Here is a 26220-nt window from a genome sequence, read left to right on the forward strand (position 1 = left end):
GTCACACCACCTTTCCGTCGTCCAGCCCGCCGGCTGCGGCGGAGTCGGAGTAGAGCGGCCGGAGGGCCAGTACGATGTCCTGCGCGAGGTCGCGGGCCCGGCTGCGGCCCACCGAACTACTCACCGTGATTCCGGTGACGTCCGTTCCGCGTACGGTGATGTCGGCGAGGCGGGACGGGCCGGTCACCACCCGCTCGTCGGTGGAGCGTCCGGTCAGCCGCCGGCTGCGCTGGTACTCCCGCTCGTACTGCCGTTCCTCGAGTTCGCGCAGCGCCGCCCACACGTCCTTGAAGGTCGGCCTCGGGTTACTGCGGACGTACGGTGGCGGGCTGTAGGTCGACGGCTCGCCCCGGGAGGAGAGCTGCCGCAGCGCTTCCTCTTCCTCGGCACGGTCGATCCGCTCGACGCTGGCGGTCATGGCCTCGGTCATCGCCGCCTGGTACGCCTCGAGCAACGCCGGGCCCAGGTCGACCGTCCCGCGTCCCGCGAACCAGTCCGGGTTGATCTCGACGGATCGCACCTGCCCGGCTCCGTTGGCGACCAGCGTGACCAACCCGGTCCCGTCCCGACCCTGGTGGCGGGTGTCCGTACGGGTGGCGGACGCCAGGGTGCGTCGGAAGGCCCGCAGCTCGCCGGAGAGTCGGGTCAGCTCCTCGATCGGGTCGGAGTCGGTGTCCCGGCCGAACATCATCATCGGGCCGTCAGGTGTTCGGCGCGGGCCGTGGTGGTCCCGCTGGACTCCGGTCGCCGGAGTGTGGTTGCCACTCTTCCGGTTTCGCTCAGCAGCATCAAGCCTCCCGTGGTCTGCCTGTCCGTGTTCGTTCATAGTCGACTGACGACCGTCTGTCTGGACAGTCAGAGACAATATCCCTCGGCCACCACCCCGGTCTGCCCGGTTGTTCCGGGGCATCGACCTTCCGTTGTGGACGGCGTCGACAAGCCGCAGGTCAGGGGGTGCGCCACTTATCGGCGGTTGGTGACCATCCAGGTGGTGGCGAAGCCGACCAGCGTTCGCTGCGACATCAGCCGGGCGTCCGCGTTGCCGACCGGGCCGACCGTGACCCGGCCGGATGCCTCGAAATCCGCGCCGAGCCGTTCGAAGACCTCCTCGTGGGTGTCCACGTCGACCCACTCCGTCCACCGGCTGGTGCCGTCCGGCTCCAGGATCGACGCGCCGGTGGTCGCCCGGGGCGGCGACTCCTGCCGGTACTCGGCCAGGTGCAGCGACGTGTTCGAGTCGTGGCCGCAGCCGAGCAGCAGCACCCGGCCGTCGAGCCGGTGGACCGCGCCGAGGGGTGAGGTCTCGCCCAACCCGTCGTCGAGCCGGTGATCGGCCAGGATCTCCGCCGCCTGCGCGCCCAGCGCGGCGAACGAGACCTGCGGGTGCGAGCTGCGCAGCGCACCCGGCCAGGTGCGGACCACCTCGGCGATGATGCCCATCCACCGGCTCGGCGTTTGTGCCGGGTCGAAGCCGGGGGTCTGCGCGCGGATCACCGGCCACCACGACTCGGGGACCGGCGGGCGTTGCCAGCCGGCCGGGTCCGTGTTGTCGGGGGTGTGGGTCGGTACGACAAGCGTCCCCGCCGGCCCGAGCACCTCCAGGAACGCCTGCACCACCGCCTGGACGCCGCCGGCCACGAACCCGAGACTCCGGTACGACGAGTGCAGCAGCAGTACGTCACCCCGGGCGACGCCGAGCGCGCCCAGCTCGGAGGCCAGGGATCGGACGGTGTGCGGGGCGGCCTGGTCCATCCGACGGAGTGTAGGCGTGGCACCTCAGGGAGCGGCTGCCCCGATCGCGTCCTCGTGCACCCCGACCTTGTAGTTGACCAGGTCGAGGCAGCGGGTGAGCTGGGCGATCTGCGGGAGCGCCCGCTCACGGTGCACCCGCATCAGGGCGAGTCGTTCGGCCTCCGTACCGACGCCCAGGCGGACCAGTCCGGTGTATAGCGGCGGATTTCCGGCAGCGGCATGCCGGACTCGCGCAGCATACCGCCCGTTACCGTGCCGCCGGACGGTTGACGATTGCTCCTGTTGTTCTAGTAGTATGCGAACATGTTGTTCAGTGTGGTGCCGGAGAGCGGGACTCCGTTGGCCGAGCAGATCGCGGCCAACGTGCGCCGCGCATTGGCCGAGGGCGCATTGCGGCACGGTGATCGCCTGCCGGCGGCCCGGGAGCTTGCCGACACGTTGGGCGTGAACATGCACACGGTTCTGCGGGCGTACGCGGCACTGCGTGACGACGGGCTGATCGAGCTGCGACGCGGTCGTGGTGCGGTGGTGACCGGTGCGGTGCCCCGGGAGCGGGCGCAGGTGATCGAGTGGGCACGGCACCTGGTCAGCGACGCGCGGCGGGCCGGTGTCGGCCTGGACGAGGTGGTCGCCCTGGTGCGCCAGCAGTATGCGAAGGAGGCAGGCGGATGAGGACAGCACGGTGGATTGCCGGCATGGGGCTCCTGCCGGGGGCCCTGCTCGCCGGAACGACAACCCTGACAACGGCGTGGCGGGGGCGCCTGCCGGAGCATCTGCCCAATCAGGGCGGAGTCGGCGACCGGCCGATGGAAACGACGATCCCGGTCAACACACTGATCGGGATTCTGATCGGAGTGGCCCTCGCCGCCTGGATCACCGGCATCGTCGCCTTCCTGGCCGCCGGCAGGCTGCCCCGGATCCCCCGGCACTGGCTACGTGCCGGTGTCCAGGCCGCGGTCGCCGCCGTCGTCGGTGCGGCGGTGACGATCCTGCTGATGGTGCTGGCGGCAGCGCTCGATGCGGCTACCGCCGCCGACGTACGTATGTCCTGGAGCTACTTCGTGGCCACCATGGCGGTGCCGGCCGCGGTCGCCGTCCTGTCAGCTGTCGTGGCGATCCTGCTGGCCGGCCGCCTGCCGGCGCAGCCGGCAGACCCCGCTGCGACGATCGTCGAGGCGACACAGCCGGCCGATCCCGCCCAGCGAGCCGCCGCGGGCAACGGCGAGCGGCTGCTCTGGTGGGAGTCGCGCTCGCTACGCCCGGTCGTATGGGCGACGGTCGGACTCGCCCTCTCCGGTGTCCTCCTTGCTGCCGTGCTGGTGCCCTTCGTGGGCCTGCCCGGCTGGGCGGGACTGGCGCCGACAGTGACCGCTCCCGTCCTGCTCCCGTTCACCCGCTACCGTCTCGCCATCGACGCCCGAGGGGTCCGGCTCACCTTCGGTCTGTACCGGTGGCGACTGCCGCTGACCGCCATCACCACAGCGGAGGAGGCTCAGCTGGATGCGGCGACCTGGCTTACCAGGGGAATGCTGCGCGGCGCGACCGACCGGACGCTGCCGCTGCTGCCCGGCCAGGTGCTGGCCCTACAGCTCACCGACGGCAGCCGTCGCTTCGTCACCTGCCGCGACGTCCCCACGGCGGTCAGCACCGTCAACACCCTGCGCGCCCAGCTCACCGCTGGCTGAGGCACCACCGTCCCGGGGACAACGCGTCGGGGGCCCGCTCAGCGGTTCCAGTCCTGCTTGGCGGCTCGGACCAGCTTGTCCTTCAGCTCCCGGGTGTGCCGTCGGCTGACCGGCAGTTCGGTCTCGTCGATCACCACGACGTAGCCGGAGTTGGTCAGCCGCAGTTCGGCGATGAGTCGAAGCTGGACCAGGTACGACCGGTGGATCCGGACGAACCCGGCGTCCGCCCACCGTTCGGCGAGGGTGGCCAGCGGCACCCGGACCAGGTGGGAGCCGTCGGCGGTGTGCAGGCGGGCGTAGTCACCCTGCGCCTCCACCCAGCGCACCGCCGAGCGGGGCAGCATCCGGGTGGTGCCGGCCAGCTCCACCGGGATCGTGGGATCCGGCTCGGAGCGGGCCAACGCCGCCGGATGGGTCGGCACCACCCGGGCACCGACCACCCGACGCAGCGACTCGGCCAACCGTTCGGCCCGCACCGGTTTGCGTACGTAGTCGGTGGCGCCCAGGTCGAAGGCGTCGACCGCCCCGTCGTCGTACGCGGTGACGAAGACGATCGCCGGCGGCCGGGCGAACCGGCGCAGTACCCGGGCCAGTTCCATGCCGTCGAGTCCGGGCATCCGGATGTCGAGGAAGACCACGTCGACGTCGGCGTCCCGGAGCAGGCGCAACGCCTCGGTGGCGTCGGAGGCGGTGTGCAGCCGGGAGACACGTGGATCGGCCCGCAGGTGGTACGCCAACTCGTCGAGGGCCGGCGGTTCGTCGTCCACCGCCAGCACCCGCAGGAAACCGGTCATGTATAAACCTCTCGTTCGCGACTGCGGGGCTCGCTTCGCTCACTCCTCGCGCTCAGGGTCTCTACCTCTCGTTCGCGACTGCGGGGCTCGCTTCGCTCACTCCTCGCGCTCAGGGTGCCTGCGCCCTCCTCGGTCACGCGCTCGCCCGGACGTGGCGGTGGAACTTCGGCACCCGCATGCTCACCTTGGTACCGGATCCGAGGCCGGTCTCCACGACCAACCCGAACTGGTCACCGAAGACCGACCGGAGCCGTTCGTCCACGTTGGAGAGCCCGACGTGCTGGCCGGAGTCGTCGCCGGTGTCGGCGGCGGCCTCGGCGACCCCGGCGGCGAGCACCGCCGGATCCATCCCGACCCCGTCGTCCTCGACCATGATGTGGCACTCCGCCCCGGCGTCCCGCGCCTCGATGCTGAGCATCCCCACCCCCGGCTTGCGGGACAGCCCGTGCCGGACGGCGTTCTCGACCAGCGGCTGCAGACAGAGGAACGGCAGGCTGACCGGCAGCACCTCGGGGGCGATCTGCAGCCGTACCTGCAGCCGGTCGCCGAACCGGGCCCGTTCGATGGTCAGGTAGCGGTCGATCGACCGCAACTCCTCGGCGAGCGTGGTGAACTCGCCGTGCGCCCGGAACGAGTAGCGGGTGAACTCGGCGAACTCCAGGATCAGCTCCCGCGCCCGTTCCGGGTCGGTCCGGACGAACGAGCCGATCGCGGTCAGCGCGTTGTAGATGAAGTGCGGGCTGATCTGGGCGCGCAGTGCGCGTACCTCGGCCCGGGCCAGCCGTTCCCGGGACGAGTCCAGTTCGGCGAGGGCGAGCTGGGTGCCGGCCCAGTGTGCGGTCTCCAGCGCGGCCTGGACCAGGCCGGGTGCCGGCTGGTCGTCGACGATCGCGACCATCGCCCCGGCGGCCCGGCCGTCGGGGCCGGCCAGCGGCGCCAGCACCGCGCCCCGGACCGGGCAGTCGACCCGGTCGCAGCGCAGCTCGGCCTCACCGAGTACCGACGAACGGCCGGTGTTGATCGTCTGTGCCGCGGCGGCCCGCAGCTGGTCGCCGTGGTGTCCACCCCGGCCGTCGAGCGCCAGGATCCGGTCGTGGTCGGCCAGCGCCAACCCGGCGGAGCCGACCAGGGTACGCAGGTGGCGTACCGCCTTCGCGGCGCTGGCCGGAGTCAGCCCGGTCCGCAGCGGCTCGGCGGCCAAACCGGCGGTGTGCAGGACCTCGTAGGTGGCGCGCTGGGTGGCGGTGGCGATGCCCCGCCGGGCGAGCAGTCGGACGACGGCGAAGAGCGCGGCGCCCAGCGCGCTGATCATCGCGACCACGGCGACCGCCGTGGACAGGTTCGGCCCCACGCAGAGATCCTGACCGTTCCGACCCGGTTCGCCAACCCCCGGATCCGCCGACCGCCCACGGGCGGCCGGTCGGATCAGTACGCGCCCTTGCGGGCCAGTACGACCCCGATGGTGCGCCAGAGGATGCTGAGGTCGTACGCCAGCGACCAGTTGTCGACGTAGTAGAGGTCGAGCCGGACCGCCTCGTCCCAGGAGAGGTCGGAGCGTCCGGAGACCTGCCAGAGGCCGGTGATCCCGGGACGGACCAGCAGTCGGCGTCGTACGTCGCCGAGGAAGTCACCGTCGTCGGCGGGCAGCGGCCTGGGGCCGACCAGGGACATCTCGCCCCAGAGCACGTTGATCAACTGCGGCAGCTCGTCCAGTGAACTGGCCCGGAGAAAGCGGCCGGCCGGGAAGACCCGGGGATCATTCTTGATCTTGAACAGCATGCCGTCGGTCTCGTTCTGGTCGACCAGACTGGCGAGCCGCTGCTCCGCGTCGACGTACATGGTCCGGAACTTCCAGACCCGGAACGTCCGGCCCTCGTGCCCGACCCGGGGCTGCCGGAAGAAGACCGGTCCGGGGTCGGAGATCCGGATCGCCAGCGCGATCGCGACGAACAGCGGCAGGAGCAGCAGCAGCCCGAACCCGGCCGCGCACCGGTCCAGCAGGTTCTTGGCCAGCAGCGCCGGACCGGAGAGCGTCGGCTCCTCGACGTGCAGCAGCGGCAGACCCTCGATCGGCCGGATGTGCACCCGGGGACCGGCGATGTCGGTCAACTGCGGCGCCACGATCAGGTCGACGCCGGAACCCTCCAGCTGCCAGGCGATCCGGCGCAGCTCACCCGGCTCGGTGCTGGCCGAACCGCAGACCGCGATCGTGTCGGCGCCGACCTCGCGGACCAGCGACAGGATGTCCCGGCCGGCGTACACCGGGATCGGGGTCTGGATGCCCCGGGCCGCCGCGTAGCCGTCGGTCAGGTGGATCGCCACCGGGACGAGCCCGGCGGACGGGCTGCGGCTGACCGCGGTGTAGACCTCCAACGCCTCCGGCAGGGTGCCGATCAGCACCATCCGCTGGGTGGCGGTGCCGCCGTGCCGGCGGACCGTGTGCAGCACGATCCGGGCCAGGTAGCGGGCGAGCAGGATCAGCAGCAGCGTGCCGAGCAGCGCGGTGCCGACCGTGTACCGGGACAGGTCGGTCTTGGTGGCGAAGGCGAGGAAGGAGACACTCGCCGCGACCGCCACCGCAGCCCGGGTCACCCGTTTGAACTCGTCGGTGCCGAGCCCGAGATAACGCCGGTCGTACGCGCCGTTGGCCCAGAGGATGACCAGCCAGCCCAGCGGAAGCAGCAGGTAGGAGACGGTGTGGAACCAGGTGGGGTCCTTGTCCGCGTCGCGGAAGCCGGACGCCGCCTGGTCGAACCACTGGATCGCGATCCAGCTGGCCAGCACCGCCGCCCCGAAGTCGAGCAGCAGCAGCACCGCGACGTAGGGGCGGTGCCAGCGGGACACCCGGCGTCGGGCCCGGGCCCACGCGGAGCGTGGCACACCGTTGGGCTGCGGCGCGGTCGGCGGCTGGATCTCGAAGCTGTCGACATGCCGCAGCGCGCCGGGCTGGCCCGTGCCGCCTATCGGGCGCTGGAGGCTTGTCGTCACCTCAGCCACGTCCTCCCGCATGACACGTGCCGCCCATTCGCCATAAGGGCTCGGGTCGCCCACCGTCACAGTCTCTCCCATGCAGGCCCCACGGGGACGCCGACCCGAGGGACAGTACGCCGCCCGCTCCGCCAGCAACGAGAGCCGACCGCCTCGAAAGCGGAGTCGCAGACCGGGCCACTATACCGATGGACAGGCGTGACGGTAGAGCCCGGAGGTGGCCGGTTCATTGCCAGCTGGGCGTTTTTGACCCCGGTTGCGGCCCGGGACTACTCAACGTACAAGCAGAATCGCGCAGCGGCCAGGTGTCGCCCTCCGGTGGCGACGCGACGGTCAGCGGACGAGTCGGGACAGCCGTCGGTCGGCCAGCGGCTTGCCGCCGGTCTGGCAGGTCGGGCAGTACTGCAGGCTGGAGTCGGCGAACGACACCTCACGGATGGTGTCGCCACAGACCGGACAGGGCAGCCCGGTCCGGTTGTGCACCCGCAGCCCGGCCCGCTTCTCGCCCTTCAGTTCCGCCGCCCGCTGTCCCAGCGACCGGGTCACCGCGTCGGTGAGCACCTCCCGGGTCGCGCCGTACAACACCGCCAACTGGTCGTCGGTGAGCCGGTTGGTCAGCGCGAACGGCGACAGCTTCGCCGCGTGCAGGATCTCGTCCGAGTACGCGTTGCCGACCCCGGCCAGCACCTCCTGGTCGGTCAGCACCCCCTTCAGCTGCCCCCGGCGACCCCGCAGCCGCGCGGCGAAGGTCGGCAGGTCGACCGCGAGCACGTCCGGGCCGAGCCGCCCCACCCCGGGCACCGCCTGCGGATCGGTTACCAGGTACGCGGCCAGCCGTTTCTGCGTACCGGCCTCGGTCAGGTCGAAACCGGACCCGTCGTCGAGGCGTACCCGCAGCGCGATCGGGCCCTTGCCCGGCTTCAGCGGCACCCCGGAGTTGAACGACTCCCGGTAGTGCAGCCAGCCCGCCCGGGACAGGTGCACCACCAGGTGCAACTCGTCCCCCGCATCGTCGTCGAGTCGTACGTCGAGGAACTTGCCGTGCCGGCCGGCGTCCACGACGGTCCGCCCCGCCACGGCCGACGGCGACGGGTCGTACGTCTTCAGGGCGCTGATCGCGGCGACCTCGATCCGGTCGACCCGACGCCCGACCGCCCGCTCGCGCAGGTAGCCGGCGAGGGCCTCCACCTCCGGTAACTCAGGCACGAGATAAAAGGTAGCGTTCAATCCCGCGGACGCGACCCTCACGCGCCCGCAACAGGTGCGGCCAGACCGCGGATAAGGGGCGAATCGGCGTGCGGGTGATCGTTGCGCACAACCGGTACCGGGAGGCACAGCCGTCCGGCGAGAACACCATCGTCGACCAGGAGATCGGCCAGCTCCGCGCGGCCGGGGTGGAGGTGTTCCCCTTCCTGCGCTCCTCCGACGAGATCGCCCGGTTCTCCACCGCCGACAAGGCGCTGCTGCCGCTCTCGCCGATCTACTCGCCCCGGGCCCAGCAGGACCTGAGCCGGCTGATCACCGAGCACCGCCCGGACGTGCTGCACCTGCACAACCCGTACCCGCTGCTCTCGCCCTGGGTGGTCCGGACCGCGCACAAACACCGGGTTCCGGTGGTGCAGACCGTGCACAACTACCGGCAGGTCTGCTCCTCCGGGCTCTACTTCCGGGACGGCCGGATCTGCCAGGACTGCCGGGGCCGGGCGCTGGGCGTGCCGGCGATCGTGCACCGCTGCTACCGGGGGTCCCGGGCCCAGAGCGCACTGATGGCGACCACCCTCGCCATACACCGGCCGACCTGGCGCTCGATGGACCGCTACATCGCGCTGACCTCCGGCATCGCCAACCACCTCCGGGACTACGGCATCCCGGAGGACCGGATCGTGGTCAAGCCGAACGGCATCCCGGACCCCGGGGCACCATCACCGCTCGGCGACGGTTTCCTCTTCTTCGGCCGGCTCTCCCCGGAGAAGGGCGTCGGGCTGCTGCTGGACGCCTGGCGCCGGCACCCGGACGGCGCGCTCGGGCCGCTGCGTATCGCTGGCGACGGTGAACTGCGCCCGCTGGTCGAGGAGGCCGCCGCGCAGCGCGCCGACGTCGAGTTCCTCGGCCCGCTGGACCGGGCCGGGGTGGCCGCCGCGCTGCGGTCCGCCGCCGTGGTGCTGACCGTGCCGACCTGGCACGACGTCCTGCCGACGGTGGTGATCGAGGCGCTGGCCGCCGGTCGCCCGGTGCTCGGCACCGCGCTCGGCGGCATCCCGTACCTGGTCGGCGCCGACGAGCCCGCCGCCACGACCGGGGCCGGACTGACCACCGGTGAGGCCGGCTGGCTCGTGCCACCGGACCCGGCCGCGCTCGCCGCCGCACTGCCCACCGTCCGGGCCGCCGCCGCCACCGTCGCCCCGCACGCCCGGGCCCGCTACCAGCGCACCTTCCACCCGGACGTGGTCACCGGCCAGCTCCTCGACATCTACGCCAAGATGTGAGGCGCATACACCAGTATGTGAGGCGAGCCCGGCTCAGCGCAGCGAGGCGCGGGCGGAGAAGGTGATGCTGGCCAGCAGGAAGCCGCCGTTGACGAGGGTGAAGACGGTGATCAGCCAGATCGTCCAGGACGGTACGAGGGTCAGCACCAGCCCGGCCACGAAGATCACCGCCCCGTAGTCCCGGACCAGCTTGGCCAGCCGGACCGGCAGCGAGGTCGAGGTGACCATGCTGGCCGCGTTCGGACCGGCCTGCATCACCGAGGTCACCAGGTTGACCATCCAGGTGCCGGCGAAGGCCGCGATCAACCAGATCGGGGTCGACGGGCGCTGCGCCAGCGCGGTCGCCGACAGGGCGGTGACCAGAGCGATCTGCGCCGCCACGTCGCAGAGCACGTCGACCCGGGCGCCCGCCGCGCTGCCCTTGCCGGTGACCCGGGCCAGTTGCCCGTCCGCGCAGTCCAGGGCGTACGCCAACTGCCAGCCGACCAGCGCGACCAGCCCGACCACCCAGGCCGGTACGGACCCGGCGGCGACCCGGTCGGCCAGGGCCACCACGGTCGCCGAGACCGCCAGCCCGAGCAGCAGGTTGGCGATGGTGAGCGCGGTCGGCGGCAGCCCCAGTCGGTGCGCGGCCACCGACAGGCCGGCGCCGATCCGCTGGCTGAGCGCCTCGCTGAACAGCCCGCCACCCCGGTTGACCCGGTAGAAGTCGGCGGCGGTCGGCGCGGGGGTCAACGCGGGCTCAGCCGAGCTGTTCACGGATTGCATCGACGTAGTTTGCCAGCCGTTCACCAATCACGTCCCGGGGGAGGTCGAGGTGTTCAAGGATCGTGTACCGACCGGGGCGGGTACAGGGTGCGTGGTGCACCGCCGCGACGAAGTTGTCGTCGGTCAGCCCCAGGTCGGCGGGGGTGGTGGCCAGCCCGTGCCGGTGCAGGCAGGAGGCCAGCTGGGCGAACCGTTCGAGGTCACCCCGGAGGTACGTGCAGAAGAGCGCGCCGAGCCCGACCTGCTCGCCGTGCGAGCCGGTGCCCGGGTACAGCTCGTCGATGGCGTGCGAGATCTCGTGGCAGCCGCCGCTGGCCGGCCGGCTCGACCCGCTCACCGACATCGCCAGTCCGCCCAGGATCAGCGCCTCGGCGAGCGCGGTCAGGAAACTGTCGTCGGTGATTTTGCCGGGGTGGTTGACCAGTGCCTCCGCCCCGGTCCGGGCCAGCGTGACGGCCAGGCCGTCGATCGGCTCGGCGCGTACCCGGTGGGCGAGTTCCCAGTCCGCGACCGCGTTCAGGTTGCTGATCGCGTCCCCGATCCCGGCCTGGGTCTGCCGGTCCGGGCCGTTCTCCACGAAGTCGAGGTCGACCACGACGGCGATCGGGATCTGCACCCCGTACGAGCCCTTGCCGCCCTCGTGGTCCAGGGAGGCGACCGGGGAGGCGATCCCGTCGTTGGCCAGGCTGGTCGCCACGCTCACCATCGGCAGGGCGTACCGGGAGGCGGCGTACTTGGCGGTGTCGATGGTCTTGCCGCCGCCGATCCCGACCACCGCGTCGTAGTTGCGGCGGCGCAGCCGCTCGCCGAGTTCCAGCGCCGCGTCGAGGGTGCCGCCGGTCACGGTGAAGACGTCGGCCCGGCCCAACCCCGGCCGGCACAGCTCGGCGATCCGTTCGCCCTGCCCGGGGCCGACCACCACGGCCACCTCGCCACCGGCGGAGATCCGCCGGTCGGCCAGCAGCGGCCCGAGGTCGGCGACCGCCCCCCGGCGTACGTCGATGGCCAGCGGGGTGTTGACGGTACGGGCTAGTAGCGGCATGCGATCTCCCGGGCCCGGGCGAGGTCGTCGTGGTTGTCGACCTCGACCCAGGAGACGTCGCCGATCGGCGCCGCCCGCACCTCGCCACCGGAGTCGGCGTACTCCTGGTAGCCGTCCTCGTAGTAGAGGTTCGGGTCGCGCCGCCAGGTCGTCTCCAGCGCGTCGGCGAGGTCGGCGGCGACCTGCGGTTCGATCAGGGTGGCGCCGATGTACTCCCCGTACGCCTGCGCCGGGTCCATCTCCTTGGTGATCCGGGTGAGCTGGCCGGCGGAGTCGAAGACGGTCTTCATCTCCTCGTCGGCCAGCTTCTTCAGCGTGTCGACCGCGAGCAGGATGCCGGGGCCACGCTGGGCGAGCAGGGTCCGTTCCACGCTGACCGGGTGCACGGTGTCCCCGTTGACCAGCAGGGCGCCCTGGGCGAAGTGGTCCCGGGCCAGCCAGAGCGAGTACGCGTTGTTCCACTCCTCGGCCCGGTCGTTGTGCACCAGGGTGAGTTTGACCCCGTACCGGTCCTGCAGCGCGGTCTGCCGGGCCCGGACCGCCTCGGCGGCGTAGCCGACCACCACGGTGACGTCGGTCAACCCGACCTCGGCGAGGTTGCGCAGCGCAATGTCGAGGATCGTCGTCTCGCCGTCGACCGGGACGAGTGCCTTCGGAAGGCTGTCCGTGTACGGGCGCAGTCTCCGCCCGGCGCCCGCGGCGAGCACCAAACCGATCATTCGTCGATCCTCCTCACGACAGCCGCCACCGCAGGGAGGATAGCGCCGTGTGACGGGAGAGCGAATTCCCGGCAAACGCGAGGACAACCCGGGTTGGTACGAATGTCGATGCCGGTGCCGGATGTCCCGGTCGGGCGGGATGTGCTCAGCCGGGCAGTGTGGCCAGGTCGGCGAGGAGTCGCAGCCGCTCCGGCGGGGTGAGTACGGCGTACGGGCCGGCCGCCCGCCGGTCGGTTTCCCACTCGATGGCGAGCCGTTCCGCCCCCGGGGCGAGCGCCACGATGCTCCGGGCGGTGTGTCCGGCCGCCTGCCAGGCGGCGGCGTGCGCGTCGGCCCGGTGGTAGCGCAGCGTGCCGAGCCGGTTGAGCAGCAGCACCCCGGGCGGGGTGCCGTCCGGCTCGTACGGCGGTGCCATCGCCCCGAAGGCGCCGTTTTCGCGGTCCGGTCCGTCGAGGGCGCCGTTTTCGCGGTCCGGTCTGTCGAGGGCGGCATCTCCGTGGTCCGGTCCGTTGAGGGCGGCATCTCCGTGGTCCGGTCCGTTGAGGGCGGCGGTGAGCAGTCGACCGACGACCCCGGCCAGCCGCTGCACCCGTTCGGTGTGCCCGGACCAGATCTCCTCGGTGACCCGGGCGTGCAGCTGGTACAGCTCGGTCAGGAACGCGCGGCCGCGTTCGGTGGCGCAGATCCCGCCGTCGTCCTGTCGGTGGATCATCCCGTGGGCGACCTGTTTGTCCAGCTGGCGCTGGCATTCGGCGGGGTCGGCGTAGCGGGTCAGGGCGGCCAGCTGCCGGCCGCTGACGGTTCCGCCGGGGGCGGCCAGCCGGGTCCGGAAGTCGACCAGGAAGCCGATCGCGGACGGGCCGCCGTAGCGCTGCCGCAGTTCGGGGCCGCCGCGGCTGCCGGCGGCGGCCATCGCGGCCCGGAAGACCCGGTCGACGGCCGGCCAGACCAGCCCGGCCGCCTGGTGCGGGGCGAGCGGCACGCGCTCCGGTGCCGGCACCGGGAGGTCCGTCGCGGTGTGCGGACCCACCGCCCATTCGGGCACGGGGTACGGGTTCACAGGCCGATGAGCCGTAGGGCGCGGAAGCCGTCCTCGGCGATCTGCCGGATCACCCCGTCGCCGGGCTGCCGGTGCTCGTCGAGGACCCCGATCTCGGCCTCGGTGAGCCACCGGAACTCGGTGTGCTTGCCGGGTTCGAGTCGGGGCCGGGACAGATCACCGTCGACCCGGACCAGGAAGTCGGTCTCGATCCGGTCGATACCGTCGGTGCCGGTGTAGGTGTATTCGCCGACCAGGCCGAGCACCAGGGAGACGTGCCAGCCGGTCTCCTCGGTCACCTCGCGGAACAGCGCCTCCTCGACGGTCTCGCCCGCTTCGAGGTGGCCGCCGACGATGTCCCAGGTGTTGGGGAAGAGTTTCCGGTGGGGGGACCGCCGCTGGAAGAAGATCCGGCCGTCGTCGTCGACGACGAGTGCTCCGGCGCAGCGCAGGGGTTCGGACTCGGTGGGCACCCGTCGAGATTAGTTCCCGTCTCCGGGGGCGCGCCGGGTCGGCGGTTACCGGCCGGTCGCCGCCGGTCGGCCGGTCCGGTCCGCCGGTGTCGCCGGGGGTCGGCTGCTCAGGATTCGGACATTGCCATGCCTGCGCCCCTGACGCGGAAGGCGCCCGTACGCTGGGTAGTCATGACTGTCGAGCAGCTGATCTCGTTCGCCCGTGGTGCGCCGTCGCTGGACATTGTCGACATCGACGGGCTGAAGGCGGCCGCCGGACGGGCCTTCGACGCCGACCCGGCCGGCATCACCGGGTACGGCACCTCCGTCGGATACCCACCGTTGCGCAAGTGGATCGCGGAGAAGCACGGGGTTGACGTCGACCAGGTGCTGGTCACCAACGGCTCGCTGCAGGCCGACGCGTTTCTCTTCCAGCACCTCGTCTCGCCGGGTGACGCGGTGGTGGTGGAGCGGCCGACGTACGACCGGACGCTGCTGAACCTGCAGCGGATGGGGAGCAAGGTGCACGCGGTCACCATCGAGCCGGACGGCGTCGACACCGGGGAGCTGGCGAACCTGCTGGGTTCGGGGCTGCGGCCGAAGTTGGCGCACATCATCCCGAACTTCCAGAACCCGGCCGGGGTGACCCTGTCGCTGGAGAAGCGGCGGGCGCTGATCGAGCTGGCCGCCGAGTACAACTTCACGATCTTCGAGGACGACCCGTACGCCGACGTCCGGTTCCGGGGTGAGCCGCTGCCGTCGATGTTGACCCTGGACGACGGGGACAACGTGGTGCACGCCTCCAGCTTCACCAAGACGATCTGCCCCGGGGTACGGGTCGGCTACCTGGTCGGGCCGGCGGGCCTGATCGCCGACATCGCGAAGCAGGCGACGAACCTCTACATCTCGCCGGGGATGGTGGCGCAGGCGATCGTGTACCAGTTCTGCGTCTCCGGGGACGTCGACCGGTCGATCCGCAAGGTCAGCGCGGCGCTCGGCGAGCGGGCGACGGCGTTGGCCGGCGCGCTGCGACGGGAGATTCCGGATGTCCGGTTCACCGAACCGAACGGCGGCTACTTCCTCTGGATCGAGCTGCCGGAGGACGTGCACGCGGACGAGCTGGTGCCGGCGGCGACCGAGCGGGGCGTGACCGTGGTGAAGGGTGGTGACTTCCTGCCCGAGGGTGGGGAGCACTCGCTGCGGTTGGCGTACTCGGCGGTGACGCCGGAGCAGATCGACGAGGGTGTGCGCCGGCTCGCCGACGCGGTCCGGGCGGTACGTGGCTAGGGCGGGTCGCGGGTAGGCGGCTCCCGGCCACTGGCTGGCGACCAGCTCATAGCGGATGAATGACACAGCTGGGCACTTCTGTCGGATAGTCGACAAAAGTGCCCAGCTGACGTTCCGGGGTTCCCTACGGACGGGTAAGCGGCCCACAATGCTGCGAGCGCTACTCGCGTCAAGGTCGAGAGCTGGCGTCGACGGGTGTGCCCCGGATCGGCGGTCAGCGGATCGACCGGGCGGGAGTGGCGTCGGAGACAATACCCCCGCCCCCCAGAGGCGCCGGGTGGGCCGTCCGCACCTCACCCCCCGACGTGGACGGTCCACCCGGCGCCGACCCCGCGAGGTTTCGGTCCGGTCGCTTCGGCGGCGTACGCTGCAACGCGCACTGAACTGCGGCGGAGGGGGGTGTTGATCATGTCGGATCGGATTGATCACGATCAGGCGCCAACCAACGGACGTGGCCGGTCGAGATCCCGTGCCTGGACCGCCCCGGTCCGGGCGGTCAGTCGGATGCTCAACACCGAGGTGGCCCAGCAGCGGACCCCGGTGGCCCAGACCCGGAGCGGACACGGCGGCGTGGTCGACTGCGCCCTCTACGTCGACGGGGTACGCCAGGCCGGGCAGTGGCACCACGCCGAGGCGCTGGAAGCCGCCCGACAGCAGTCCGACGCCTTCGTCTGGGTGGGGCTGCACGAGCCGAGCCTGACCGAGATGGCCGGCATCGCCGAGACGTACGGGCTGCACGAACTGGCGGTCGAGGACGCGGTCAAGGCCGAGCAGCGCCCCAAACTCGAACAGTTCGGTGAGGTCAGCTTCCTGGTGCTGCGTACCGTCCGGTATGTCCGGCACGATGAGCTGACCGAGAACACCGACGTGATCGAGACCGGTCAGGTGATGCTCTTCATCGGGCCGGATTTCGTGATCAGCGTCCGGCACGGTGACGCCTGCCGGCTCGCCGCGGTCCGCTCCGACCTCGAATCCCGGCAGGAGATCCTCCGGCAGGGCCCGTGGGCGGTGGCGTACGCGGTGATGGACCGGGTGGTGGACATCTACCTCGAGGTGACCGACCGGGTCGGTGACGACCTGGACGTGCTGGAGAGCGAGGTCTTCGCCCGGCAGGCCCACGGCCGGATCCAGCGGATCTACCAGATGAAGCGGGAACTGGTCGAGTTCAAGCGTGCCGTCGTGCCGTTGCAGCGTCCGCTGATGACGCTGACCGGACAGTTGAACCGCGAGGTGCCGAAGGAGATCCGGAAGTACTTCCGGGACGTGCAGGACCATCTGACCCGAACCGTCGAGCAGGTCGCCTCCTACGACGACCTGCTGAACTCGATCCTGCAGGCGCGGCTGGCCCAGGTGACGGTCGACCAGAACAACGACATGCGCAAGATCGCCGCCTGGGCCGCCATCGCCGCGGTCTGGACCGCCATCGCCGGGATCTACGGGATGAACTTCGAGTTCATGCCGGAGACCAAGTGGAAGTACGGCTATCCGGTCGTGTTCACCCTGATGCTGGCGATCTCGATCGGCCTCTACCGCTGGTTCCGGCGCAACCGCTGGCTCTGACCACCGGCTCTGCCGGCCTGGCACCGTAGCCGCCGGCGCTGCCGCTGGCTCCGGCTCTCTCAACCTGGCGCCGTGGGTGTCGGTTCTGCGGCTGGCTTCGGTGCCGGAACGCCACGGCGTGGGGAACGGAGCCGTCACCCCACGCCGTGGTCGTCTCGTCCGCCCGGCGCCGGCCGGGCCGCGGGTCCCGCGCTCAACTGCTGCGGTTGCGGGACGCCGCGCCGCCGGTGCCGAGCAGGTCGTCCGACTTCTGCTCGCCCCTGGCCCCGGCCTTCTTGGCGCCGTCGGTCACCGCCGCACCAGCGCTGATCTTCTCCGTGACCGCGCCGACGCGGTCCGTCATCTTCTCCATTGGCGACGACTTCGGCGAGCCCGGTTCACGGACCGCGCCGCCCGCCGAACTGCCCATGATCGTCGCGGCGTCCCCGCGTACGGTGTCCAACGCCGCCGCCGGGTCGTACTCGTCCCAGGGTTGCTGCTGCTCCCGCCGGCGCATCGCCACCGCGCCCATCGCCCCGGCGACCGCCCCCGCGACCAGCAAACCGGTCAGCATCGGCCAGCGTCGGCGCAGCATCGAATTCTTCTTCCGCATCGCTTTCACTCTCTTCGACCTCGCCTCGAGGGCGACCGAGCCGGCCTGACGGGCGCCTGCGGCGGCGGCCACGGCCAACGGCGCCACCCTGGTCATCGCCGATTCCCAACCGTCCGACGCGGTCCGCCGTACCCTGGTCGCCGTCGGCGAGAGGTAGTCCCGGGCGGCATACGCCCGCGGCCCTACCGCCGCCCCGACCCCTGACGCGGCGTGGTTGGCCGCCCGCGCCAGATGATCAAGACTCTCGCCCAGCTCGTCCCTGACGAGCTGCCTGTGGGAAGTGCGCCCCCCGAATCCGAACACCGGTCCCCACCTCCTTGGGTGTTGTTCCTCCGTCATCCTGCACCCTCGGATGCGCCCGCACCTGCAGAACGGGCACATGGGAGGATCCGCATGGAACCACCACCCGTACGTCGGCGGCGGACCTGGGCGCCGGCGGGGAGGTCCGGTCCGGCCGGCCCGGTCGGACCGGCGAACACATCGAACAAGGAGTATTCGTGGCCGAGGCCGTCTACGCGACCCTGCACACCAACGCCGGCGCGATCCGGCTGGAACTCTTCCCGAACCACGCGCCGAAGACCGTCAGCAACTTCGTCGAACTGGCTGAGGGCACCCGGCCGTACACCGACCCGCGTACCCGGCAGCCGGGCAGCGGGCCGTACTACGACGGCACCATCTCGCACCGGATCATCAGCGGGTTCATGATCCAGATGGGTGACCCGACCGGCACCGGTACGGGTGGCCCGGGTTACAACTTCGCCGACGAGTTCCACCCGGACCTGCGGTTCGACCGCCCGTACCTGCTGGCGATGGCGAACGCCGGACCCGGCACCAACGGCTCGCAGTTCTTCATCACCGTCGCGCCGACCCCGCACCTGAACAACCGGCACACCATCTTCGGCCAGGTCGCCGACGAGGAGTCCGCGAAGGTCGTCGAGGCGATCTCGAAGGTGCCGACCGGCGCGATGGACCGTCCGGTCCAGGACGTGGTCATCGAGCGCGTCGAGATCCAGCGTCAGGGCGCCTGACGTCGATCCCGGGTACCTTTGCGTCCATGGCCGAATCAGCAAGCTCAGTGACGGCATGAGCGAGTCGCCGCCGACCACGCCGGTCTGCTACCGCCATCCGGGTCGGGAGACGTACGTCCGGTGTACCCGGTGTGAGCGGCCGATCTGCCCGGACTGCATGCGGGAGGCCTCGGTCGGGCACCAGTGCCCGGAGTGTGTGGCCGAGGGCCGTCGTAGCCAGCGGCCGGTGCGTACCGCCTTCGGGGGCGGTGCCGCCGGTCGCCAGGGCTACGTCACCAAGGTGCTGATCGGGATCAACGTCGCGGTCATGCTGCTCTCGATCCTGTCGGCCCGATCCGGCGAGTCGATCGCCGGGGGCGGGCTCGGGGGTCTGCTCGGCGGGTCGACCCCGCTCACCAACTGGGGGGCGGTGCTCGGCCTGTGGGCCCCGTTCGGCCCGTTCGGGCCGCAGGACGGGATCGCGGCCGGGGACTACTACCGGCTCATTACGGCGATGTTCCTGCACTACGGCATCGTGCACCTGGCGCTGAACATGTGGGCGCTCTGGATGCTCGGTCGGACGCTGGAGGCCACCCTCGGCCCGCTGCGGTTCCTGGCGCTCTATCTGGTCGCCGGGTTCGGTGGCAACGTGGCGGCGTACCTGTTCACCAATCCGATGAGGGAGACCGCCGGCGCCTCGACGGCGATCTTCGGTCTCTTCGCCGCGCTCTTCGTGATCATGCGCCGGCTGGGTCGGGACACCTCGTCGGTGATTCCGGTCCTGGTGGTCAACCTGGTCATCACGTTCGCCGTACCGGGCATCTCGATCGCCGGGCACCTGGGTGGTCTGGTGACCGGGGCGGCGATGGCTCTGGTGCTGGCCTACGCCCCACGGGGCCGTCGCACCCTGTTCCAGGCCGGTGGTGGGGTGCTGATCGGGTTGGTGCTGGCCGGACTGACCCTGATCCAGACCGCCGCGCTGGTCGGCTGACCAGCGCCCGGTCTGCCAGGGCCGCCGGCGCCGGCGACGCGGCGGGAAGGGCAGGCTCCGCCGGCTGGTCAGCGGGGCGGCTCGCCGGTGACACCGGTCGAGTGGGTCGCCTGGACTCGGCGGAGCGTCTCGGCGACCTCGGTCGGCGCGGTGCCGAGGTCGTACCGGCTGAACAGGTGCAGCGAGTCGCCGGCGTCGACCTCCAACGTCTCGGTACGCAGTCCGAGCCGGGGCCGGGTGTCGACCCGGATCCGTTCGACCGCCGTCCACGGCAGGTGCCGTTGACCGGCGTACCCGCTGATCACCGTGATGCCGGCGGGGTCGGCGGTGAGCCGGACCGGCGCGACCAGGTCCCGTACTCCCCAGACCAGCAGGCCGGCGGCGGCCACCACCGCGATGCCGAGTTGTACCGGGTCGTTGTCGTTGGCGGCGAGCAGCGCGCCGAGCGCGACGAGCAGCACCGCAGCGCCGATCTTGACCATCGGCAGCACCGGCTGGACCCGCCACCGCGGTGCTGCACCCTCCGAACCGGACGATGGGCCGGACGGTGCGCCGGCCGATGGGCCGGCCGATGGGCGCGGCTGCCCGGGGTGGTCCGGGTCCGGCTGCCCGGTGCGGTCGATCGGCTCGTCGTAGCGGTCGGCAGGCACGGATCCAGGATGCCAGGAACATGGCCGGTGGGATCGGCCGCTGTTCACGGTACGATCGGAGCAGACAAGTTACTGGGGAGTAGACATGGCGGACGCGGTCATCGTCGGTGCGGTACGGACCCCGGTCGGGCGGCGCCGGGGAGCGCTGGCCGGAGCACATCCGGTCGACCTGTCGGCGCAGGTGCTGCGCGCCCTCGCCGAACGGACCGGGCTCGACCCGGGCGACGTGGACGACGTGATCTGGGGCTGCGTCTCCCAGGTCGGCGAGCAGGCCTGGAACGTCGGACGTAACGCCGTACTCGCGGCGGGCTGGCCGGAGTCGGTGCCCGGCACCACGCTCGACCGGCAGTGCGGCTCCAGCCAGCAGGCGCTGCACTTCGCCGCCGCGGCGGTGCTGGCCGGCCAGGCGGACCTGGTGGTCGCCGGCGGGGTGGAGTCGATGACCCGGGTGCCGATGGGCAGCAGCGTGGCGTCCCCGGCCGCCGGTCCGACGCCGACCGGGCTGCCCTACGGCGACCAGGTGCGCAACCGCTACCGGGACCGGGAGGGCTTCGCCGCCGACGAGCCGGTGCCGTTCAGCCAGGGGGTCGGCGCCGAGCTGATCGCCCGCCAGTGGGGACTGAACCGGCGTCAGCTCGACGAGTTCGCGCTGGCAAGCCACGAAAAGGCGGCCACCGCCCAGGACGCCGGTGCGTTCGAGCCGGAGATCGTCCCGGTCGAGGTGCCGGACGGGGCCAAGGTCGTCGCGGACGAGGGCATCCGCCGGGACACCACCCTGGAACGGCTCGCCGAGCTGCCCACCCCGTTCCGGGCCGACGGTGTGGTCACCGCCGGCTCCGCCTCGCAGATCTCCGACGGCGCCGCCGCGCTCGCGGTGACCAGCTCCGACTGGGCCCGGCGGCACGGCCTCCGGCCGCTGGCCCGGATCCACACCGCCGTGGTCGCCGCCGCCGACCCGGTGCTGATGCTCACCGCACCGATCCCGGCCACCGCGAAGGCGTTGCGCCGCGCCGGGCTCGGCATCGAGGAGATCGGGGTGTACGAGGTCAACGAGGCGTTCGCCCCGGTGCCGCTGGCCTGGCTGGCCGAGACGGAGGCGGATCCGGCCCGGCTCAACCCCCGGGGTGGCGCGATCGCCCTCGGTCATCCGCTCGGCGGATCCGGTGCCCGGATCATGACCACGATGCTGCAACACATGCGGGACAACGGCATCCGGTACGGCCTGCAGACCATGTGCGAGGGCGGCGGAATGGCGAACGCCACCATCGTGGAACTTCTATAAAATCATTCTCGTCCATGTCCTGGCCGCGTCATCCCCGGCGGCGTGTCGTTGAAACGGGCATGGATGTGTTCGTCCGTACGTTCCTGCCGGCCGCCGCCGAGACCGGGGTGACCAGCCCGACCGTGAGTCGGCACCTGCCGGTCCTGCGCAGCTGTGTGCAGGCCGGGGACGCCGCCGTCCTGGTGGCCCGATGTATCCGCCCCGAGCAGCCGACCTGTAGCTATCTGCTGCTGCTGACCGCCCGCCGGCTGGTGGTGACCGAGCAGAGCCGGGTGCTGCAGCGGCTGCGGCTGCACCTCAACACCGAGTTGCGGCACCTCAGCAACGCCGCCTGGACCCCGGACCCGCGTACGTCGGTGCTCGAACTGGCCGCGACCGCGGTGGACGGCGTACGGGAACGGTTTCTGATCCGGGCCGACCGGCCCAGCCAGCTGTGGCAACTCGACGCCCTGTTCAATCACGTCTTCCGAGCGAAGATGACAACTCGGGCACCACGGCCGGTTGCCTCCGCCGCTCCGGCCACTGTTCCGGTCGCCGGAGCCGGGCTGCCGGTTCCGACGCCGGCGGCCCCGGCCGCCGTGCCGGCTGGGCGGGGCGTCCGGGCCGTACCGCCCCGGCGGCCCGCGACGGGTGGCCCGTCGACCGGCTCGGGCCGGGCACCGAAGTTCCGTCCCGCGCTCGCCCGTTGACCCGCTCGCCCGTTGACAGACCGGCCCGTCGACCCGCCGACCCGTCGGCGGATCAGCCCGGATCGGGTCGGAACTGCCAGGTCGTGGGAGGGGCATTGCGGGGCGGCCAGTGGCCGGCGACGATCGTCGGAAGGACCCTCACCTGCGCTCGTGCGCGGCACCAGGCATTGTGAAGGCTGCCGATCAGGCTAGGCTAGGGCCCGATTCGTCGTCCGCACCGTGGAGATTCCCGTGAAGCTCTCGATCCTCATGCCGGTCTACAACGAGGAAGAACGCATCGCGGACGCCCTCAAGCAGGCTCTCGCGGTCGACTACCCGTGCGAGATCGAACTTGTTGTCGTCGACGACGGTAGCCGCGATGGTACCGGAGAGATTCTCGGCCGGGCAGACGACTCCCGGCTCCGGGTGATCACCCATCCGCGCAACGCGGGCAAGGGCGCGGCGATCAAGACCGCGGTCGACAACGCCGAGGGTGAGTACATGGTCATCCTCGACGCCGACCTGGAGTACGACCCGCAGGACATCCCGAAGCTGCTTGCCCCGGTGCTGGACGGCCGGGCCACGGTGGTCTACGGAAATCGGACGTTCGGCAGCCACAGCGCCTACAGCTTCTGGTACGTGATGGGCAACAAGGCGGTCACCACCGCCGCCAACGTGCTGTTCAACTCCTACATCGGCGACCTGGAGACCTGCTTCAAACTGCTGCCGATCGCGCTCTACCGCTCGCTGGACGTCCGCTCCCGGGGCTTCGGGATGGAGGCCGAGGTGACCGGCAAGCTGCTCCGCCGCCGGATCCGGCCGTACGAGGTGCCGATCAGCTACCGGGCCCGGGGCCGCGAGGAGGGCAAGAAGATCACCTGGAAGGACGGCGTCGAGGCGCTCTGGATCCTGGGCCGGGAACGTACCCGCCGCCGGGAGCAGGCCGAACGGCGCTGAGCGCCCCGAACTGCCGCGTGGGTGGTTGGCCAGCCGGTCAGCCGAGAAAGGCGCTGATCGAACGGCGCAGCCCGGCCGAGTCCAGGCCGTGCCACCGGGCGTGGTCCGCCGCGGTGCCGTACCGGCGCAGGTCGGTGCGGCCCACGCCGAGGGCGAGCAGCCGGTGCGGTACGTCCGCCAGCCCCTCGCCGAGCACCGCGCTCGACGTACCGGCCAGGTACGGCTCGACCAGGACCACCGCCGGGGCGACCGAGGCGTCCGGCGTCGGCAGCAGTTCCCGCAGGCCGGCGATGTCGAACGGACGCGGGGTGTGGGTGTACGCCACGGTGACGTCCAGTCCGGCGATCGCCGCCAGCAGCGGATGCAGCATCGGGCCGACCGCCACCACGACCGGTGCCACCGGGCTGCCCCGGTGCACCACGGTCAACCGTCCGGCACCCGGTCGGGGCAGGTCGTTGACCTGGGTGGAGAGCCGCAGGTAGACCGGCTCGTCATGCCGGGCCGCGGCGCGGAGCAGCGCGGGTACCTCGGCCGGATGCCCGGGTACGTGCACCGTCCAGCCGGTGAGCGTGTCGACCAGCGCCACGTCGGCGGGGGACAGGTGGGTGCGCCCCATCTCCGCTCCGTCGTAGGAGGCGCCGACGCTGACCACGACCGCCCCCACCCCCTGGTGGTCGAGGTCGAGCTTGAGCTGCTCGTACGTCCGGTCGATCGCGAACGTGGCGTACGAGTGCACGATCGGGCGCATCCCGGTCAGCGCCAGCCCGCCGGCGACCCCGACCATCAACTGTTCGCGGATCCCGACGTTGAGCACCCGGTCCGGGTGCCGCCGGGCGGCGTCGACGAACCGGTCGGCGGAGATGTCGGCGAGCACCAGGGCGGTACGCGGTTCGTTCTCCAGCAGGTCGGTGGTGGTCTGTACGAACGCGTCCCGCATCTCAGTACTCCTTGGGGGCGACGGCGGCCACGACGACGTGTGGCCGACCGGGGTGTCGGGTGGTCAGGGCTTCCGCCAACTCGTCGTGGTCGTGCCCGTCGACGGTCGAGGCGGTCCAGCCGTTGACGGTGAACCGGCTGGCGATCCCGCCGGGCCAGCCGTGGCTGGCGGAGCGGTTGTCGACCACGATCGCGGTCAGCGCGTCGAGTCCGGTCGCGCCGGCGTAGGCGATCGCCTCGTGGTTGGCTCCCTCGTCGAGTTCGGCGTCGCCGAGCAGGACGTACACCCGGGGTTCGGTCAGGCCCTGGGCCCGCAGCCCGAGTACGGTGCCGACGGCCAGTCCGAGTCCGTGGCCGAGTGAACCGCTGCCGATCTCGACGCCGGGGACCAGCAGCCGGTCGGGGTGGTGGCCGAGCCGGCTCTCCGGGCCGGCCAGGTCGTCGAGCCAGTGTTCCGGGATGAACCCCTTGGCGGCGAGTACGGCGTAGTAGGCGGCCGGTCCGTGTCCCTTGGAGAGCAGGAAGCGGTCCCGGTCGAGGGCGTCGACCGTTTCCGGGCTGATCCGGAGCACCCGGTCGTAGAGCACCCACAGCACGTCGAGGGTGGAGTGCGCGCTCGGCGCGTGTTTCTCGTCGCCGGTGAGCCGGCGCAGCAGCGGCCCGAGCACGGGCCGGGTCGGGGTGGAACTCGGCGTTGTCATGTCACTACCCTGCAAGTTGAAGTGCGCTTCAACTCAAGACCTTGTGACGAGGGATTTCGATATGTGGGAGGGGCGGAGGGTGCGGCACGAGACGCTGACCATCGGAGAGCTGGCGGCGCGGTCCGGGGTGGCGACGTCGGCGTTGCGTTACTACGAGCGGCTGGGGCTGATCCGGGCCGGCCGGACCAGCGGCAATCAGCGCCGGTTCGACCGGGCCGAGATCCGCCGGGTGTCGTTCATCCGGATCGCCCAGCAGGTCGGGGTGTCGCTGGACGAGATCCGGACGGCGTTGGCGACGCTGCCCGAGTCACGTACCCCGACCAAGGCCGACTGGGCGCGGCTCTCCACGCTCTGGCGAAGTCGGCTGGACGCGCAGATCGCGCTGCTCACCGGGCTCCGCGACCGGCTGAGTGGCTGCATCGGCTGCGGCTGCCTGTCACTGCGTAGCTGCGCCCTCTACAACCCGGACGACCAGCTGGCGGCGAACGGTCCCGGCCCGCACCGCCTGCTGCCCCGGCAGCCGGTCGCGGAGCAGTCGACGGATCAGCCGACGGTGAGCAGCACCTTGCCGAAGTGATCGCTGGCGTCGACGAGCCGGTGCGCCTCGGCGGCCTCGCTCATCGGCAGCCGGTGGTGGACGATCGGCCGGATCGCACCCGACTCGATCAGCGGCCAGACCTCCTCGCGCACCCCCCGGACGATCGCCGCCTTCTCCGCCGCCGGCCGGGACCGCAGTGCGGTCGCAGCCACCGACCCCCGCTTGGCCAGCAGTTCGGCGAGGTTCAGCTCACCCTTGCGGCCACCCTGCAGCCCGATCACCACGATCCGGCCGCCGGTGGCCAGCGCCGTGACGTTCCGTCCCAGGTACGACCCGCCCATGATGTCCAGGATCACGTCGGCGCCCCGGCCGTCGGTGGCCCGCTTCGCCGCCTCGACGAAGTCCTCGGTCGTGTAGTCGATCGCGAGCGCGGCGCCGAGCTCCCGCAGCCGTTCGTGCTTGTTGGCCCGGGCGGTGACCAGCACGGTCGCGCCGAGTGCGGTGCCGAGCTGGATCGCGAAGGTCCCGATGCCGCTGCCGCCGCCGTGCACCAGCAGTGTCTCGCCGATGCCGAGCCGGGCGAGCTGCACGACGTTCGACCAGACCGTGCAGGCGACCTCTGGCAAGGCCGCCGAGTCGGCCAGGTCGACACCGTCGGGCACCGGCAGCAGTTGCCCGGCGGGGACCGCGACCCGCTCCGCGTAGCCGCCGCCGCTGAGCAGCGCACAGACCGGCTGGCCCAGCTCCCAGCCGGTCACCTCGGGCCCGAGCACGCTGACCACCCCGGCGCACTCCAGACCCGGGTACGGCGACGCGCCGGCCGGCGGCGGATAGAACCCCTGCCGTTGCAGCAGGTCAGCCCGGTTGACCGCACTGGCCCGGATGTCGATCACCACCTCGCCCGGCCCCGGGGTCGGATCGGGGACCTCGGCCCAGACGAGCGCGTCGGGTCCACCGGGCTCGGGGATGGTGATCGCCTTCATTCGTACAGTCTTACCCGATCCATGTTTCGGCGCGCGCCCCCCGGGCCGATCACGATGGTGCGCTCGCAGCCGCCCGGCGGGACTTCGGGAGACCGGGTACGCGCGTCAGGTGGACGCTCGTGGCAGACTAGGCACGGCCGCGACCGCCGTATCGCCGGCGACCGTGGCCCAGGAGGGCTCGCCTAGTGGCCGATGGCGCTGGTCTTGAAAACCGGTAGGGCGGCAACGTCCTCGTGGGTTCGAATCCCACGCCCTCCGCTTCCCGCCCCGCAAAAACGCCTCTTGGCCAGCGCGAACACCGGTCAGGGGGCGTGTCTGTAGGTGGTAAGTCGGTCTTACTTCG

General features: G+C 71.5%; 26 protein-coding genes, 1 tRNA gene and 1 pseudogene. 12 read left to right on the forward strand and 16 right to left on the reverse strand.

Annotation, left to right across the window (positions count from 1 at the left end):
* Position 1 precedes the first annotated feature (1 nt).
* Both ABGB05_RS17530 and ABGB05_RS17535 read right to left on the reverse strand, forming a co-directional pair.
* Entirely contained in the window at positions 2-694 is a 693-nt protein-coding gene (locus ABGB05_RS17530) for a YbaB/EbfC family nucleoid-associated protein (RefSeq protein WP_347654484.1), read from the reverse strand.
* Between the two features lie 269 nt (positions 695-963).
* Positions 964-1752, reverse strand: a complete 789-nt coding sequence (locus ABGB05_RS17535; RefSeq protein ID WP_347654485.1) for an AAC(3) family N-acetyltransferase — start codon at positions 1750-1752, stop codon at positions 964-966.
* Positions 1753-2055: 303 nt separating this feature from the next.
* On the opposite strand from ABGB05_RS17535, the gene ABGB05_RS17540 reads away from it, so the two are divergent.
* Entirely contained in the window at positions 2056-2424 is a 369-nt protein-coding gene (locus ABGB05_RS17540; RefSeq protein WP_347654486.1) for a GntR family transcriptional regulator, read from the forward strand.
* Positions 2421-3437: a hypothetical protein gene (locus ABGB05_RS17545; protein WP_347654487.1), complete on the forward strand. Its 1017-nt coding sequence runs from the start codon at positions 2421-2423 to the stop codon at positions 3435-3437. The genes ABGB05_RS17540 and ABGB05_RS17545 overlap by 4 nt, the downstream gene beginning before the upstream one ends.
* A 38-nt stretch (positions 3438-3475) precedes the next feature.
* Here ABGB05_RS17545 and ABGB05_RS17550 read toward each other — a convergent pair whose 3' ends face one another.
* The 4 genes from ABGB05_RS17550 to ABGB05_RS17565 form a co-directional block, all read right to left on the reverse strand.
* Positions 3476-4231: a LytTR family DNA-binding domain-containing protein gene (locus ABGB05_RS17550; RefSeq protein ID WP_347654488.1), complete on the reverse strand. Its 756-nt coding sequence runs from the start codon at positions 4229-4231 to the stop codon at positions 3476-3478.
* A 133-nt stretch (positions 4232-4364) separates the two neighbouring features.
* Complete coding sequence (locus ABGB05_RS17555; protein ID WP_347654489.1) at positions 4365-5582, reverse strand: histidine kinase; 1218 nt, start codon at positions 5580-5582, stop codon at positions 4365-4367.
* 74 nt (positions 5583-5656) lie between these two features.
* On the reverse strand, positions 5657-7168 hold the full coding sequence (locus ABGB05_RS17560) for a sugar transferase (protein WP_347654593.1): 1512 nt from the start codon (positions 7166-7168) through the stop codon (positions 5657-5659).
* A 384-nt stretch (positions 7169-7552) separates the two neighbouring features.
* On the reverse strand, positions 7553-8425 hold the full coding sequence (locus tag ABGB05_RS17565; protein ID WP_347654490.1) for a DNA-formamidopyrimidine glycosylase family protein: 873 nt from the start codon (positions 8423-8425) through the stop codon (positions 7553-7555).
* Between the two features lie 89 nt (positions 8426-8514).
* On the opposite strand from ABGB05_RS17565, the gene ABGB05_RS17570 reads away from it, so the two are divergent.
* Complete coding sequence (locus tag ABGB05_RS17570) at positions 8515-9705, forward strand: glycosyltransferase (protein WP_347654491.1); 1191 nt, start codon at positions 8515-8517, stop codon at positions 9703-9705.
* Between the two features lie 33 nt (positions 9706-9738).
* On the opposite strand, the gene ABGB05_RS17575 is transcribed toward ABGB05_RS17570, so the two are convergent.
* The 5 genes from ABGB05_RS17575 to ABGB05_RS17595 all read right to left on the reverse strand — a co-directional run bounded on the left by ABGB05_RS17575 (position 9739) and on the right by ABGB05_RS17595 (position 13746).
* Positions 9739-10464 carry a CDP-alcohol phosphatidyltransferase family protein gene (locus ABGB05_RS17575; protein WP_347654594.1) on the reverse strand — a complete coding sequence of 242 codons (726 nt, stop codon included), beginning with the start codon at positions 10462-10464 and terminating at the stop codon, positions 9739-9741.
* On the reverse strand, positions 10448-11515 hold the full coding sequence (locus tag ABGB05_RS17580; protein WP_347654492.1) for an iron-containing alcohol dehydrogenase family protein: 1068 nt from the start codon (positions 11513-11515) through the stop codon (positions 10448-10450). Before ABGB05_RS17580 ends, ABGB05_RS17575 begins: the two co-directional genes overlap by 17 nt.
* Positions 11503-12234, reverse strand: coding sequence for a phosphocholine cytidylyltransferase family protein (locus ABGB05_RS17585; RefSeq protein WP_347654493.1), 732 nt, complete (start codon positions 12232-12234; stop codon positions 11503-11505). Before ABGB05_RS17585 ends, ABGB05_RS17580 begins: the two co-directional genes overlap by 13 nt.
* A gap of 145 nt (positions 12235-12379) precedes the next feature.
* Complete coding sequence (locus ABGB05_RS17590; RefSeq protein ID WP_347654494.1) at positions 12380-13234, reverse strand: hypothetical protein; 855 nt, start codon at positions 13232-13234, stop codon at positions 12380-12382.
* 56 nt (positions 13235-13290) lie between these two features.
* Positions 13291-13746 carry an NUDIX domain-containing protein gene (locus tag ABGB05_RS17595; protein ID WP_347654495.1) on the reverse strand — a complete coding sequence of 152 codons (456 nt, stop codon included), beginning with the start codon at positions 13744-13746 and terminating at the stop codon, positions 13291-13293.
* 171 nt (positions 13747-13917) lie between these two features.
* On the opposite strand from ABGB05_RS17595, the gene ABGB05_RS17600 reads away from it, so the two are divergent.
* A complete protein-coding gene (locus ABGB05_RS17600) occupies positions 13918-15012 on the forward strand; it encodes a PLP-dependent aminotransferase family protein (RefSeq protein ID WP_347654496.1) in 1095 nt (364 codons plus the stop codon).
* A gap of 408 nt (positions 15013-15420) precedes the next feature.
* Positions 15421-16572: a magnesium/cobalt transporter CorA gene (corA, locus tag ABGB05_RS17605; protein ID WP_347654497.1), complete on the forward strand. Its 1152-nt coding sequence runs from the start codon at positions 15421-15423 to the stop codon at positions 16570-16572.
* Between the two features lie 193 nt (positions 16573-16765).
* Here corA and ABGB05_RS17610 read toward each other — a convergent pair whose 3' ends face one another.
* Entirely contained in the window at positions 16766-17164 is a 399-nt protein-coding gene (locus tag ABGB05_RS17610) for a hypothetical protein (protein WP_347654498.1), read from the reverse strand.
* A 497-nt stretch (positions 17165-17661) separates the two neighbouring features.
* Here ABGB05_RS17610 and ABGB05_RS17615 point away from each other — a divergent pair, with 497 nt between their 5' ends.
* Both ABGB05_RS17615 and ABGB05_RS17620 read left to right on the forward strand, forming a co-directional pair.
* Entirely contained in the window at positions 17662-18192 is a 531-nt protein-coding gene (locus tag ABGB05_RS17615; RefSeq protein ID WP_347654499.1) for a peptidylprolyl isomerase, read from the forward strand.
* Positions 18193-18247: 55 nt separating this feature from the next.
* Complete coding sequence (locus ABGB05_RS17620; protein WP_347654500.1) at positions 18248-19162, forward strand: rhomboid family intramembrane serine protease; 915 nt, start codon at positions 18248-18250, stop codon at positions 19160-19162.
* A gap of 68 nt (positions 19163-19230) precedes the next feature.
* On the opposite strand, the gene ABGB05_RS17625 is transcribed toward ABGB05_RS17620, so the two are convergent.
* Entirely contained in the window at positions 19231-19644 is a 414-nt protein-coding gene (locus ABGB05_RS17625; RefSeq protein ID WP_347654501.1) for a PH domain-containing protein, read from the reverse strand.
* Between the two features lie 253 nt (positions 19645-19897).
* Here ABGB05_RS17625 and ABGB05_RS17630 point away from each other — a divergent pair, with 253 nt between their 5' ends.
* The 3 genes and pseudogenes from ABGB05_RS17630 (at position 19898) to ABGB05_RS17640 (ending at position 22719) form a co-directional block, all read left to right on the forward strand.
* Positions 19898-21094 carry an acetyl-CoA C-acyltransferase gene (locus tag ABGB05_RS17630; RefSeq protein WP_347654502.1) on the forward strand — a complete coding sequence of 399 codons (1197 nt, stop codon included), beginning with the start codon at positions 19898-19900 and terminating at the stop codon, positions 21092-21094.
* Positions 21095-21153: 59 nt separating this feature from the next.
* Positions 21154-21573 (forward strand): annotated as a pseudogene (locus ABGB05_RS17635) (hypothetical protein); the annotation flags it as partial.
* Positions 21574-22014: 441 nt separating this feature from the next.
* Positions 22015-22719: a glycosyltransferase family 2 protein gene (locus ABGB05_RS17640; protein ID WP_347654503.1), complete on the forward strand. Its 705-nt coding sequence runs from the start codon at positions 22015-22017 to the stop codon at positions 22717-22719.
* A gap of 37 nt (positions 22720-22756) precedes the next feature.
* Here the strand turns inward: ABGB05_RS17640 and ABGB05_RS17645 are convergent, their stop codons facing one another.
* Positions 22757-23656, reverse strand: coding sequence for a transketolase (locus tag ABGB05_RS17645; protein WP_347654504.1), 900 nt, complete (start codon positions 23654-23656; stop codon positions 22757-22759).
* 1 nt (position 23657) lies between these two features.
* A complete protein-coding gene (locus tag ABGB05_RS17650; protein WP_347654505.1) occupies positions 23658-24356 on the reverse strand; it encodes a transketolase in 699 nt (232 codons plus the stop codon).
* A 79-nt stretch (positions 24357-24435) separates the two neighbouring features.
* Between ABGB05_RS17650 and soxR the strand changes: the two genes are divergently transcribed.
* Positions 24436-24933 carry a redox-sensitive transcriptional activator SoxR gene (soxR, locus tag ABGB05_RS17655; RefSeq protein ID WP_347654506.1) on the forward strand — a complete coding sequence of 166 codons (498 nt, stop codon included), beginning with the start codon at positions 24436-24438 and terminating at the stop codon, positions 24931-24933.
* Here the strand turns inward: soxR and ABGB05_RS17660 are convergent.
* Entirely contained in the window at positions 24900-25877 is a 978-nt protein-coding gene (locus ABGB05_RS17660) for an NAD(P)H-quinone oxidoreductase (RefSeq protein ID WP_347654507.1), read from the reverse strand. The two genes, soxR and ABGB05_RS17660, sit on opposite strands and share 34 nt — an antisense overlap.
* A 171-nt stretch (positions 25878-26048) precedes the next feature.
* Here ABGB05_RS17660 and ABGB05_RS17665 point away from each other — a divergent pair.
* Positions 26049-26135, forward strand: a tRNA-Ser gene (locus ABGB05_RS17665).
* Positions 26136-26220 lie beyond the last annotated feature (85 nt).

The organism is Plantactinospora sp. B5E13 (assembly GCF_039871775.1).
Taxonomy (GTDB): Bacteria; Actinomycetota; Actinomycetes; order Mycobacteriales; family Micromonosporaceae; genus Plantactinospora.